This window comes from Azospirillum largimobile (assembly GCF_977007025.2).
In genome coordinates, this window is record NZ_CDRMUA020000006.1 from 258,224 (window position 1) to 270,786 (window position 12,563).

A 12,563-nucleotide genomic window follows, 5' to 3' on the forward strand; every position below is an offset into this window, starting at 1 on the left:
TCTATCCGTGAAAATGCTCGTAGAGCTTTCGCGCTATGGCAGCGCTGATGCCCGGGGCAGCTTCCAGATCCTTCAGGCCCGCGGAGGCAACGGCGGTGGCGCTGCCGAAATGGTGGAGCAGCGCCTTCTTGCGGGTCGGTCCGATGCCGGGGATGCCGTCGATCCGGCTGTGCGACATCGCCTTCATGCGGCGGGCGCGGTGGCTGTCGATGGCGGTTCGGTGAGCCTCGTCGCGCAGGCGTTGCAGGAAATGCAGCACCGGGTCGTTGGGCGCCAGCGTCAGCGGCGGCTGGCCGGGGCGGAAGAAGCGCTCGCGCCCGGCATTGCGGTCTGGCCCCTTGGCGATAGCGACCAGCGGGATGTCGGTGATCTGCAGCATCGCCAGTTCGTCCTTCACCGCGTTCAACTGCCCCAGCCCACCGTCGATCAGGACGAGGTCGGGCCATTGCCCGGAATCGCGGCCGGAGTCGCTGCTGCGGTGGAAGCGGCGGGTGAAGGTCTCGCGCAGCATGGCGTAATCGTCGCCTGCCGCCTCGGGATCGCGGATGTAGAAGCGGCGGTAGGCGTTGCGCTGGAACCCCTCCGGTCCCGCCACCACCATGGCGCCGACCGGGAAGGCTCCCTGGATGTGGGAGGTGTCGTAGATCTCGATGCGGCGCGGGGCGGCGGGCAGGCCGAAGACGCGCGCCACCCCCTCCAGCAGCGTTGCCTGGGTGGACCGCTCGGCCAGCCGGCGGCCGAGAGCGTCGCGGGCGTTGGTCTGCGCATGTTCGACCGCGCGGCGCTTCGGCCCGCGCTTCGGGCATTCCACGGCGACGCGGCTGCCGGCCGACAGGCTCAGCGCCTCTTCCAGCAACTCCGGTGACTCGACCGGATCGCTCAGCAGCAGCAGGGCCGGCGGCGGGGTGTCGGCATAGAGTTGGGCGGCGAAGGCGGCCAGGATGTCGCCGGGCTCCTCCTCCGCGTCGATGCGGGGGAAGAAGGCACGGGTGCCCTGGTTGCGACCGCCGCGGAAGAAGAATGCCTGGACGCAGGCCGCTCCACCCTCGCGGTGCAGGGCCAGCACGTCGGCGTCGCCCAGCGTGTCCTCCAGATTGATGTCCTGGCGGCTCTGCAGCGCGGTCAGGGCGCGGATGCGGTCGCGCCAGCGGGCGGCGTCCTCATATTCCAGCCGGTCGGAACAGTCGGTCATGTGGCGGGCGAATTCCGCCTGCACCTCCGCACTGCGGCCGGACAGCACGTCGCGCACGCCCTGGACCTGGGCTGCGTATTCGTCTTCGTCGACGCGCCCGACGCAGGGGGCGGAGCAGCGCTTGATCTGGTGCTGCAGGCAGGGCCGGGTGCGCGAGGCGAACACCCCGTCGTCGCAGGTCCGCAGCAGGAAGGCGCGCTGCAGGGCGGCGATGGTCATGCCGACCAGATGCGGCGAGGCGTAGGGGCCGAACAGGTCGGAATCCCGGCGGTTGCCCTTGCCCGATGTGCCGCGGCGTTCGGCGCTGCCGCGATGCTGCATCAGGCGGGGGAAGTCATGACCTTTCCCGATGACGATGTACGAGAAGGACCGGTCGTCCTTCACCAGGATGTTGAAGGGCGGCAGCAGGCTGCGGATCAGGTTCGCTTCCAGCAGAAGCGCCTCGGCCTCGGTATGGGTGGTGACGAACTCCATGGCGCGGGTCAGCGACACCATCCGCCGGGTGCGGTTGGGCAGCCCGTCGGTCCGGGTGTAGCTGGCCACCCGCCGCTTCAGGTTCTTCGCCTTGCCGACATAAAGGACCGACCCGTCGGCCGCCAGCATCCGATAGACGCCGGGCGTGTCCGGAAGGGTCGGCAACTGGGCGCGGATGACGTCCGCTCCGCTGCCGGGCACCCCGTCCATAAGCACTCTCGTTCCCGCAAAGATCCGATTCGCCGCTCACCCAAGCAGTAGAACGGAACGGGACCAAGAGACAAGAATCGGACGACGTGTCCGGCAGGGATCAGCCATGCGGCACCGGCGCGGATCAGCCGCCGAACACGGTGTTCAGCTGGGCGCCGACGCGGACGAAGGTGGTGCGTTTCGGCACCTCCTTCAGCCGGGTGGCGCCGATGTAAGTCATCATGCTGCGCACGCCGCCCATGATCTCCTGCATCGTGTTCTCCACCGGGCCGCGGTAGGGAACATCCACCGTCTTGCCTTCCGAGGCGCGGTAGGAGGCGACTCCGCCGGAATATTTGTGCATCGCCGTGTCCGACGACATGCCGTAGAAAGTCATGGCGACCGGCACGCGGTTGCCGTCGCGGTCCTCGTAGCGGATCTCGCCTTCGCACTCGTCATGGCCGGCCAGCATGCCGCCGAGCATGACGAAATCGGCGCCGGCGCCATAGGCCTTGGAGATGTCGCCCGGCACCGTGCAGCCGCCGTCGCCGCAGACCTGCCCCTTCAGCCCGTGCGCCGCGTCGGCGCATTCGATGATGGCCGACAGTTGGGGATAGCCGACGCCGGTCATCTTGCGGGTGGTGCAGACCGACCCCGGCCCGATGCCGACCTTGACGATGTCGGCGCCGGCCAGCAGCAGCGCCTCCGTCATGTCGCCGGTGACGACGTTGCCGGCCATGATGACGGTGTCAGGGTTCTCCTCGCGCAGGCGGGCGATCACCTCGACGAAGCGCTCGGTGTAGCCGTTGGCGACGTCCAGGCAGATCTTTCCCACCGGCGCCTTGGCCTTGACCGCCTGGAACTTGTCATGGTCGGCGTCGGCGATGCCCATCGAATAGAAGACGTTGGACAGGGTGGCGGACTCGGCCTCCTCCCGGAAGAAGGCGGCCAGTTCGTCGGCCTTGTAATGCTTGTGCAGGGCGGTCATGGCGCCGAAGCGCGACAGCGCACGGGCCATGCCCATGCTGCCGGTGACGTCCATGTTGGCGGCGATCAGCGGGAAGCCGGTCCAGTCGCGCTGGGTGTGCAGGAAGGTGAAGGTCCGGTTGACGTCCACGTCGTTGCGGCTCTGCAGCGTGCTGCGTTTCGGCCGGATCAGCACATCCTTGAAGTCGAGCTTGAGGTCGCTTTCGATGATCACCGCACACCTGCTGATATCTGTTTGCCGGGCCAACCGCTTTCACATGGCCCAACATCACAGAGTGGAGGCGATGTCCCGCTTCGGCAAGCAGCATCGGGGTCGCAGACGGGGCATGGATGCTTGAGTTCAGGGCGATGGCTTTGCGTTTCGGATGCCCTTCTCCCCTTGCGGGGCGGGATCGGCCAAACGCCAACGGCGTTTTGCCGACCCGCGGGTTGGGATGAGGGGTGCAGGCGACTGGAAGTCGAAGGGAGTCAACGGTTTGCTACCCCTCACCCCAACCCCTCTCCCACAAGGGGAGAGGGGCTTTGTCAGCGGGCAAACATCAATCAAATGGCTGTGGGGCCAGGATCGGTCTGATTCTTTTGAAGCTGTTTCGCCGAATCAGGTAAATTCGCCTCAGTCCTCCGCATCCTCCACGTCGCCGTTGGCCGGCTCGCTGCCGTCGGCGACATGGACCTGGCAGTCGGCGTTGCCCAGCACCTCCATCAGCTCCGGCGGCGGCAGGCGGTCGGTGAACAGGGCGTCGAGCACGCTGACGTCGGCCATGCGGATCATGGCGTTGCGGCCGAACTTGGTGTGGTCGGTGACCAGGAAGACCCGGCGCGAGCTTTCGATGATGGCGCGGGCGACGCGCACCTCCTGCTCGTCGTAATCGAGCAGGTCGCCTTCGGAGTCGATGCCGCTGATGCCGATGATGCCGATGTCGACCTTGTAGCGGCGGATGAACTCCACCGTCGCCTCGCCGATGATGCCGCCGTCGCGTTCGCGGACGAGGCCGCCGGCGATGGAGAGCGCGAAGCTGGTGTTCTTGTGCAGGATGGTGGCGACGTTCAGGTTGTTGGTCAGCACCCGCAGCCGCTTGTGGCCGAGCAGGGCCTGGGCCACCGCCTCCGTCGTCGTGCCGATGTTGAGGAAGAGCGAGGCGTCCTCCGGCACATGGCGGGCGACCAGCTCGGCGATGCGGCGCTTTTCCTCCGCCATCAGGGTCTGGCGGGTGGAATAGGCGATGTTCTCCACGCTCGACGGCACGGTGACGCCGCCGCGGAAACGCCGCACGGCGGACTGGCCGGCCAGATGTTCGATATCGCGGCGGATGGTCTGCGGCGTGACGTCGAAATGTTCGGCCAGCCACTGGATCTGCACCATGCCCTTGGCATGGACCAGGGCAACGATCTCCTGCTGGCGGCGTTCGGCGTCCAGGCGCGCGTCCATCGGGGGGCTGTCTCCGGTCGGCTGGGGGTGGGGCGTCAGTGAATCAGATGCGCGGAATGGGTCAAAGCGAAAAACGGGTGGCTGCGCCGCCGCCGGTCGATCCGCCGCAGAGCGCGAGCCTCACCGTAAGGGCAAGACTGTTTGCCAGACAAGCATATTCGGTAACGAAAGCCCATTGCCAATCGAAGGCAGTCCGGCGACCAGCCGCGCTCATCGTCCCGCCCGCATCCCCCACTCCATTTCCCCGTAGCCAGTGGGAGCAAACCGGCGTAGCCTCAAAGCATGGTCCGCTGAACAAACATTTTCCTTTTCAACCGCGAACGAAAATCATATGTTCCGAAACGAAAGCGGCCGGGTTCGCAAGGAACCGGCGCGGTACGGAGAGGAACTCATGGCAAACGAGTCCGCAGTTACCGACCTTCTGATCGTCGGCGGCGGCGTGAACGGGGCGGGCATCGCCCGCGACGCGGTCGGGCGCGGAATGTCGGTGGTGCTGTGCGAACAGGGCGACCTTGCGGGCGCCACCTCGTCGGCCAGCACCAAGCTGATCCATGGCGGCTTGCGCTATCTCGAATATTACGAATTCCGTCTGGTGCGCGAAGCGCTGCAGGAGCGGGAGGTGCTGTTGCGCGCCGCTCCGCACATCATCTGGCCGATGCGCTTCGTCCTGCCCCACGACAGCAGCATGCGCCCGGCCTGGATGGTGCGGATCGGCTTGTTCCTTTACGATCATCTGGGAAAGCGCAAGCTTCTGCCGGGCTCGCACGGCGTCGACCTGACCAGCTCGCCGGCCGGAAGGCCGCTGGCGGGCGGCTTCACCAAGGCGTTCGAATATTCGGACTGCTGGGTGGAGGACAGCCGGCTGGTCGTGCTGAACGCAATGGACGCGCAGGCCCGCGGGGCGGAGATACTGACCCGCACCCGCTGCGACAAGGCCGAACGCCGCAATGGCTTGTGGGAAGCGACGCTGGTCGATGTGACCACCGGCGCCACCCGCGTGGTCCGCGCCCGCGCGCTGGTCAACGCCGCCGGCCCCTGGGTGCGCGAGATGATCGCAAAGCGCACCGGCGTCACCGTCGACAAGTCGGTGCGTCTGGTGAAGGGCAGCCACATCGTCGTCCGCAAGATGTTCGAAGGCGAACACGCCTACATCTTCCAGAACGACGACCGCCGCATCGTCTTCGCCATCCCGTACGAGCGTGATTTCACTTTGATCGGCACCACCGACCTCGATTACTCGGGCGATCCCGGCGCGGTGGCGATCGCTCCTGAGGAAATCACCTACATGTGCCGCGCGGTGTCGCGTTACTTCGCCAAGCCCGTGCGCGAGGCGGACGTGGTGTGGACCTACAGCGGTGTCCGCCCGCTGTTCGACGACGCCAGCGGCAACGCCTCGGCCGTCACCCGCGACTATGTGCTGGAGATGGACGAGCCGGCCGGCGAGGCGCCGATGCTGTCGATCTTCGGCGGCAAGATCACCACCTTCCGCCGGCTGGCGGAGGAGGCGACGGAAAAGCTGGGCAAGGCGCTCGGCAAGGGTGGCGTCACCTGGACGGCCGACGCGCCGCTTCCCGGCGGCGACATCGCCGACGCGGATTTCGCCGGCTTCCTGGCCGGGCTGAAGCGGAGCCGGCCCTGGCTGCCCGATGCGCTGGCCTACCGGCTGGCGCGGGCCTATGGCACGCGGGTCGACCGGCTGCTGGGCGAAGCCAAGGGGCTGGGCGACCTGGGAATCGATTTCGGGGGCGGCGTCTTTGAAGCCGAACTCGACTACGCCATGCGGGAGGAATTCGCCATGACCGGCGACGACTTCCTGTGGCGGCGCTCCAAACTTGGGCTGCACCTGGACGCAAATGTCCGGGAAGCCATCGGTGGCTGGTTTGACCGGCGCCGCGAAGCTACGGCCAACAGGGACACGGGGGAAAGCTCCGGCCTGCGGTCGATGGGAGGATTGCGGTGACACTCACACTGGAAGGCGTGGCGAAGCGCGTCGGCGCCGAGCAGCATCTCCATCCCCTGTCGCTGGAGCTGCAACCCGGCAGCTTCAACGTCCTGCTGGGGCGGACGCTGGCCGGCAAGACGACGCTGATGCGGCTGATGGCCGGGCTTGACGCCCCCAGCACCGGGCGCGTGCTGGAGAACGGCAAGGACGTCACCGGCACGTCGGTGCGCCATCGCGACGTGGCGATGGTCTATCAGCAGTTCATCAATTACCCGGCGATGACGGTGTACGAGAACATCGCCTCGCCGCTGCGCCGCCAGGGCAAGGACAAGGCGGAGATCGACGCCAAGGTGCGCCGCACCGCCGCCATGCTGCGGATCGAACCCTACCTGCAGCGGCTTCCCGCCGAACTGTCGGGCGGCCAGCAGCAGCGCTGCGCCATCGCCCGCGCGCTGGTGAAGGGCGCCGGCCTGCTCCTGCTGGACGAACCGCTGGTCAACCTCGACTACAAGCTGCGCGAGGAGCTGCGCGCCGAACTGCGCGACATCTTCGCCGACGGCAAGACCACCGTCGTCTACGCCACCACCGAACCGCAGGAGGCGCTGATCCTCGGCGGCAACGTCACGGTGATGCATGAGGGGCGGATGCTGCAGACCGGACCGACGGGCGACGTGTTCCACGCGCCGGTGTCGCTGGAATGCGCCGCGGTGTTCAGCGACCCGCCGATGAACGTGGTGGACGCGATCCTCACCAACGACCGGGTCGCGCTGTCCGACGGCACCAGCCTGCCGCTGTCGGTCCATGACCGCAACCTGCCGGCCGGTCCCTGCAAGGTCGGCATCCGCGCCAACCACCTGACGGTCCTGCGCCGGAACGAGCGGCTGGTGCCGATCAAGGGGCGGGTGGAACTGTCGGAGATCAGCGGGTCGGAGACCTTCGTCCACCTGCACCATGGCGGCAGCACGCTGATCGCACGCGAGGATGGGGTGCACAGCCACCCGATCGGCAGCGAGATCCAGGTCTATGCCGATCCCGACCGCATCTTCGTCTTCTCCACCGCCGGGCAGCTGGTGGCGGCACCCAACTGGCGGCGCGGCGCGCTGCGCAACATCGCTTAAGGGGGCGGGAGCGATGGCGACCATCCAATTCGACAATCTCGGCCACTCCTACCACCCGCATCCCAGCCGGCCTGAGGACTACGCGCTCCGCCGCCTGTCGCAGGAATGGGAGGACGGCAAGGCCTATGCGCTGCTGGGTCCGTCGGGCTGCGGCAAGTCCACGCTGCTGAACATCATCTCCGGCCTGCTGGTGCCCAGCGAGGGGCGGGTGCTGTTCGACGGGCTGGACGTGACCCGCTGCACCCCGGAAGAGCGCAACATCGCCCAGGTGTTCCAGTTCCCGGTGATCTACGACACCATGACGGTGTACGAGAACCTCGCCTTCCCCCTGCGCAACCGCAAGGTCCCGGCCGCCGACGTCGACCGCCGCGTGCGGCAGGTTGCGGAGGCGCTGGACCTGACCGCCGACCTGAAGAAGCGCGCCCAGCGGCTGACGCCGGACGCCAAGCAGAAGATCTCCATGGGGCGGGGCCTCGTGCGGTCCGACGTGGCGGCCATCCTGTTCGACGAGCCGCTGACCGTCATCGATCCGCACACCAAGTGGATCCTGCGCCGCAAGCTGCGCCAGATCCATGAGGAATACCGCCTGACCATGATCTACGTGACCCACGACCAGGTGGAGGCGCTGACCTTCGCCGACAAGGTCGCGGTGATGTACGAAGGCGCCATGGTCCAGCTCGGCACGCCGCAGGAACTGTTCGAGAATCCGCAGCACACCTTCGTCGGCTATTTCATCGGCAGCCCCGGCATCAACCTGATGCCCTGCACCCTGGGCAACGACCACGCGCTGGTGGATGGCGTCGCCATCCCGCTGCCGGACCGTGCCGTTCCGGCGGTCGGCGGCAAGTTCGAACTGGGCATCCGTCCGGAATTCCTGGAGCTGACCCGCAGCGGCAATGCCGGCGCCATCCCGGTGCAGGTCACAGGCGTTGACGATCTCGGCACCTCCAAGCTGGCGACGGTGCGGCTGGGCAGCCACACGCTGAAGGCCCGGCTGAGCGAGGAGCAGGAAATCCCGGCGCTCGACGCCGCCATCCGTTTCCCCACCCGGTGGACCAAGCTCTACCGCGACAGCCATCTGGTCGGTTGAAGGAGCCAGAGCCATGGATAAGGTCCAGGACAACCGGGCTTGGTTCCTGATCATCCCGGTCTTTCTGATCGTCGCCTTCAGCGCGGTGATCCCGCTGATGACGGTGGTCAATTATTCGGTGCAGGAGATCTTCGGCCCCGGCCAGACCTTCTTCGTCGGCACCGAATGGTTCTCCGCGGTGCTGGCCGACGAGCGGCTGCACGACGCGCTGATCCGCCAGATCATTTATTCGCTGGCGGTGCTGGCGATCGAGATCCCGCTCGGCATCCTGATCGCGCTCGGCATGCCCGGCGGTCGCAGCGCTAAGACGTCGCTGACGCTGGTGCTGCTGGCCCTGCCGCTGCTGATCCCGTTCAACGTGGTCGGCACCATCTGGCAGATCTTCGGCCGCGGCGACATCGGCCTCCTGGGCGCCACCTTCCGCGCCATCGGCATCGATTACAACTACACCAACAACTCGGTCCACGCCTGGCTGACCGTGCTGGTGATGGACGTCTGGCACTGGACCAGCCTGGTGGCGCTGCTGTGCTACGCCGGCCTACAGTCGATCCCGCCGGCCTTCTATCAGGCCGCCAAGATCGACGGCGCCTCCAAATGGGCGGTGTTCCGCTACATCCAGCTGCCGAAGATGCGCGGCGTCCTGATCATCGCGGTCCTGCTGCGCTTCATGGACAGCTTCATGATCTACACCGAGCCATTCGTGCTGACCGGCGGCGGCCCCGGCAACTCCACCACCTTCCTCAGCCAGTATCTGACGCAGATGGCGGTGGGTCAGTTCGACATCGGCAAGGCCGCGGCCTTCTCCATCGTCTACTTCCTGATCGTGCTGCTGTTCAGCTTCATCTTCTACACCATCATCACCCGCACCGGCGAGGGAGAGAAGAAATGAGCAAGGCCGCGGTTCTCGCTCCCGGTTCGCTGAGTGCGCCGGCCAACATCCGCCGATCCTCGGCGCGGGTGTCGAACAGGACGATCGTTCTCGTCTGCTACATCGTCTTCCTCATGCTGCCCATCTACTGGATGGTCAACATGTCCTTCAAGACGAACGAGGAGATCCTGTCGGGCCTGACGCTGTACCCGCACAATCCGACGCTGCGCAATTACGCGGTCATCTTCACCGATCCCAGCTGGTACAGCGGCTACATCAACTCGATCTACTATGTGACGCTGAACACCATCATCTCGCTGACGGTGGCCCTGCCGGCGGCCTACGCCTTCTCGCGCTACCGCTTCATCGGCGACAAGCACGTCTTCTTCTGGCTGCTGACCAACAAGATGGCGCCGCCGGCCGTGTTCCTGCTGCCGTTCTTCCAGCTGTACCAGACGGTCGGGCTGTTCGACACGCACATCGCGGTGGCGCTGGCCCACTGCCTGTTCAACGTGCCGCTGGCGGTCTGGATCCTGGAAGGCTTCATGTCCGGCGTGCCGCGCGAGATCGACGAGATGGCCTACATCGACGGCTACAGCTTCCCGCGCTTCTTCGGCACGGTGTTCCTGCCGATGATCCGGGCCGGCGTCGGCGTCACCGCCTTCTTCTGCTTCATGTTCAGCTGGGTGGAGCTTCTGCTGGCCCGCACGCTGACCTCGGTCGACGCCAAGCCGATCGCCGCGACCATGACCCGCACCGTCAGCGCGTCGGGCATGGACTGGGGCCTGCTGGCCGCCGCCGGCGTGCTGACCATCCTGCCGGGCGCGCTGGTGATCTGGTTCGTCCGCAACTACATCGCCAAGGGCTTCGCACTCGGTCGTGTTTGACCGGTCGCGTCTGAGGGAGACCCGTAATGGATATGGAATGGATGGCGTGGACCACGCCGACCGCGATCTTCTTCCTCTGCATCGCCCTGATGCTGGCCGGCATGACGGTTTGGGAGGTGGTGTCGCCGACGGTGGAGGCGAAGGGCTTCCTGCCGATGCGCACCACCCGTGGCGACCGCCTGTTCATCGGCCTGCTGGGCAGCGCCTTCATCCATCTGGGCTGGCTCGCCGCGACCGACGTGTCGCTGTGGGGCGCCTTCGCCGTCTCGCTGGTCTGGATCGCGCTGGTGATCCGGTTCGGCTGAGGGAACGGCTTTCAAGGGATCGGCCGTCCCGGCGAAGCCCGGGGGGCTGCGGTAAGAGCAAAACGAAACGTCAACCCGACATCAAGTCGATCAAGTGGGAGGAACCATGCTTCAGCACCAGACTCTGCGGCGCCGTCTGACCGGCGCGGTGATGGCCGGCGGCATCGGCGTTCTGCTGGCGATGGGGTCGGCGGCGCCGTCCGCCGCCATGACGCCGGAGCAGGAAACCGTCGCCAAGCGCATCATCGAGGAACTCCAGCCCTCCACGCTGTCCAAGGACGAGCAGATGAAGGAGCTGGAGTGGTTCATGAAGGCGGCCGAGCCCTTCAAGGGCATGGAGATCAACGTCGTCTCCGAAACCATCACCACGCACGAATATGAATCGAAGACGCTGGCCCGCCTGTTCAGCGAGCTGACCGGCATCCGGCTGAAGCACGACCTGATCCAGGAAGGCGACGTCATCGAGAAGCTGCAGACGCAGATGCAGTCGGGACGCAACGTCTACGACGCCTACGTCAACGACAGCGACCTGATCGGCACCCATGTCCGCTACGGCCAGGCGGTCGCCCTGTCCGACTTCATGGCGGGCGAGGGCAAGGACGTCACCCTGCCGACGCTGGACCTCAAGGACTTCATCGGCACCAGCTTCACCACCGGCCCCGACGGCAAGCTCTACCAGCTGCCCGACCAGCAGTTCGCCAACCTCTACTGGTTCCGCGCCGACTGGTTCGCCCGTCCCGACCTGAAGGAGAAGTTCAAGGCCAAGTACGGCTACGAACTGGGCGTCCCGCTGGACTGGTCGGCCTATGAGGACATCGCCGAGTTCTTCACCAACGACGTGAAGGAGATCGACGGCGTCCGCGTCTACGGTCACATGGACTACGGCAAGAAGGACCCGTCGCTCGGCTGGCGCTTCACCGACGCGTGGCTGTCGATGGCCGGCGCAGGCGACAAGGGCCTGCCGAACGGCAAGCCGGTGGACGAGTGGGGCCTCCGCGTCGAGGGCTGCCGGCCGGCCGGCGCCTCGGTCAAGCGGGGCGGCGACACCAACGGCCCGGCCTCGGTCTACGCCCTGACCAAGTATATCGACTGGCTGAAGAAATACGCGCCGCCGCAAGCGTCGGGCATGACCTTCTCCGAATCCGGCCCGGTGCCGGCCCAGGGCAACGTCGCACAGCAGATCTTCTGGTACACCGCCTTCACCGCCGACATGACCAAGCCGGGCCTGCCGGTGGTCAACGCCGACGGCACGCCGAAGTGGCGCATGGCCCCCTCGCCGCACGGGCCCTACTGGGAAGAGGGCATGAAGCTGGGCTACCAGGACGTCGGCTCCTGGACGCTGCTGAAGTCCACCCCGCTGGAACGCCGCAAGGCTGCCTGGCTCTACGCCCAGTTCACCGTGTCGAAGACCGCGTCGCTGAAGAAGACGCTGGTCGGCCTGACGCCGATCCGCGAGAGCGACATCAACTCGGAGCCGATGACCGCCGCCGCCCCGAAGCTGGGCGGCCTGGTCGAGTTCTACCGCAGTCCGGCCCGCGTTTCGTGGTCGCCGACCGGCACCAACGTGCCGGACTACCCGAAGCTGGCCCCGCTGTGGTGGCAGAACATCGCCGAGGCGGTCACGGGTGAGCGTACCCCGCAGCAGGCGATGGACAACCTCGCCAGCCAGATGGAGCAGGTGCTGTCCCGCATGGAGCGCGCCAAGATCGGCGGCGAGTGCGCCCCGCAGTTGAACAAGGAAGAGGACGCCAAGGTCTGGTTCGACAAGCCGGGCGCTCCGAAGGCCAAGCTGGACAACGAGAAGCCCAAGGGCGAGACCATCGCCTACGACGACCTGCTGAAGGCCTGGAAGGAAGGCCGCGCCCGCTGATAGCGGCTGCGGCGACGGGTTCTCACCCCGGCATTCGTCCTGGTTGAGCCGGAGGTGACCCTGGGGCGGCGGCATTCCTTCGAAAGGCTGTCGCCGCCCCGCTTTTACTCAACCACCTGCCAATCCCCCCTCCCCCCGGGGAGAGGGTTAGGGTGAGGGGGATGCACAACGTGGCTTTCAATTGTTGAAGCCGCTCCGCATTCCTTGAAAAG

The 12,563-nt window shown here is 66.5% G+C and carries 10 protein-coding genes; 7 read left to right on the forward strand and 3 right to left on the reverse strand.

Features of this window, described 5'->3' with window-relative positions; genetic code table 11:
• Nucleotide 1: 1 nt before the first annotated feature.
• From uvrC to ACWPKK_RS28445, 3 genes are all read right to left on the reverse strand, one after another.
• Nucleotides 2-1,876, reverse strand: a complete 1,875-nt coding sequence (gene uvrC, locus ACWPKK_RS28435; protein ID WP_452011227.1) for an excinuclease ABC subunit UvrC — start codon at nucleotides 1,874-1,876, stop codon at nucleotides 2-4.
• 124 nt (nucleotides 1,877-2,000) lie between these two features.
• The gene (locus tag ACWPKK_RS28440; RefSeq protein ID WP_324869749.1) at nucleotides 2,001-3,056 is read right to left on the reverse strand and encodes a GMP reductase; all 1,056 of its coding nucleotides are present in this window, start codon (nucleotides 3,054-3,056) and stop codon (nucleotides 2,001-2,003) included.
• 399 nt (nucleotides 3,057-3,455) lie between these two features.
• Nucleotides 3,456-4,271, reverse strand: a complete 816-nt coding sequence (locus ACWPKK_RS28445) for a DeoR family transcriptional regulator (RefSeq protein WP_452011229.1) — start codon at nucleotides 4,269-4,271, stop codon at nucleotides 3,456-3,458.
• A gap of 391 nt (nucleotides 4,272-4,662) precedes the next feature.
• Between ACWPKK_RS28445 and glpD the strand changes: the two genes are divergently transcribed.
• The 7 genes from glpD to ACWPKK_RS28480 all read left to right on the forward strand — a co-directional run bounded on the left by glpD (nucleotide 4,663) and on the right by ACWPKK_RS28480 (nucleotide 12,351).
• A complete protein-coding gene (glpD, locus tag ACWPKK_RS28450) occupies nucleotides 4,663-6,231 on the forward strand; it encodes a glycerol-3-phosphate dehydrogenase (protein ID WP_452011232.1) in 1,569 nt (522 codons plus the stop codon).
• On the forward strand, nucleotides 6,228-7,331 hold the full coding sequence (locus tag ACWPKK_RS28455; protein ID WP_452011234.1) for an ABC transporter ATP-binding protein: 1,104 nt from the start codon (nucleotides 6,228-6,230) through the stop codon (nucleotides 7,329-7,331). The genes glpD and ACWPKK_RS28455 overlap by 4 nt, the downstream gene beginning before the upstream one ends.
• Before the next feature lie 13 nt (nucleotides 7,332-7,344).
• Nucleotides 7,345-8,421, forward strand: coding sequence for an ABC transporter ATP-binding protein (locus tag ACWPKK_RS28460; RefSeq protein WP_452011236.1), 1,077 nt, complete (start codon nucleotides 7,345-7,347; stop codon nucleotides 8,419-8,421).
• Nucleotides 8,422-8,434: 13 nt separating this feature from the next.
• Nucleotides 8,435-9,310 carry a carbohydrate ABC transporter permease gene (locus ACWPKK_RS28465; protein WP_310119221.1) on the forward strand — a complete coding sequence of 292 codons (876 nt, stop codon included), beginning with the start codon at nucleotides 8,435-8,437 and terminating at the stop codon, nucleotides 9,308-9,310.
• A 113-nt stretch (nucleotides 9,311-9,423) separates the two neighbouring features.
• Nucleotides 9,424-10,176, forward strand: coding sequence for a carbohydrate ABC transporter permease (locus ACWPKK_RS28470; RefSeq protein WP_149201473.1), 753 nt, complete (start codon nucleotides 9,424-9,426; stop codon nucleotides 10,174-10,176).
• Nucleotides 10,177-10,208: 32 nt separating this feature from the next.
• Nucleotides 10,209-10,481, forward strand: a complete 273-nt coding sequence (locus tag ACWPKK_RS28475) for a DUF2160 domain-containing protein (protein ID WP_452011567.1) — start codon at nucleotides 10,209-10,211, stop codon at nucleotides 10,479-10,481.
• Between the two features lie 106 nt (nucleotides 10,482-10,587).
• A complete protein-coding gene (locus ACWPKK_RS28480; RefSeq protein WP_452011239.1) occupies nucleotides 10,588-12,351 on the forward strand; it encodes an ABC transporter substrate-binding protein in 1,764 nt (587 codons plus the stop codon).
• Nucleotides 12,352-12,563 lie beyond the last annotated feature (212 nt).

Excerpts from the sequence above, each read along its gene's own strand:
- glpD (WP_452011232.1), top strand. The coding sequence starts at position 4,663 with ATGGCAAACGAGTCCGCAGTTACCGACCTTCTGATCGTCGGCGGCGGC.
- ACWPKK_RS28480 (WP_452011239.1), top strand. The coding sequence starts at position 10,588 with ATGCTTCAGCACCAGACTCTGCGGCGCCGTCTGACCGGCGCGGTGATG.
- ACWPKK_RS28470 (WP_149201473.1), top strand. The coding sequence starts at position 9,424 with ATGCTGCCCATCTACTGGATGGTCAACATGTCCTTCAAGACGAACGAG.
- ACWPKK_RS28460 (WP_452011236.1), top strand. The coding sequence starts at position 7,345 with ATGGCGACCATCCAATTCGACAATCTCGGCCACTCCTACCACCCGCAT.
- uvrC (WP_452011227.1), bottom strand. The coding sequence starts at position 1,876 with ATGGACGGGGTGCCCGGCAGCGGAGCGGACGTCATCCGCGCCCAGTTG.
- ACWPKK_RS28465 (WP_310119221.1), top strand. The coding sequence starts at position 8,435 with ATGGATAAGGTCCAGGACAACCGGGCTTGGTTCCTGATCATCCCGGTC.
- ACWPKK_RS28445 (WP_452011229.1), bottom strand. The coding sequence starts at position 4,271 with ATGGACGCGCGCCTGGACGCCGAACGCCGCCAGCAGGAGATCGTTGCC.
- ACWPKK_RS28475 (WP_452011567.1), top strand. The coding sequence starts at position 10,209 with ATGGAATGGATGGCGTGGACCACGCCGACCGCGATCTTCTTCCTCTGC.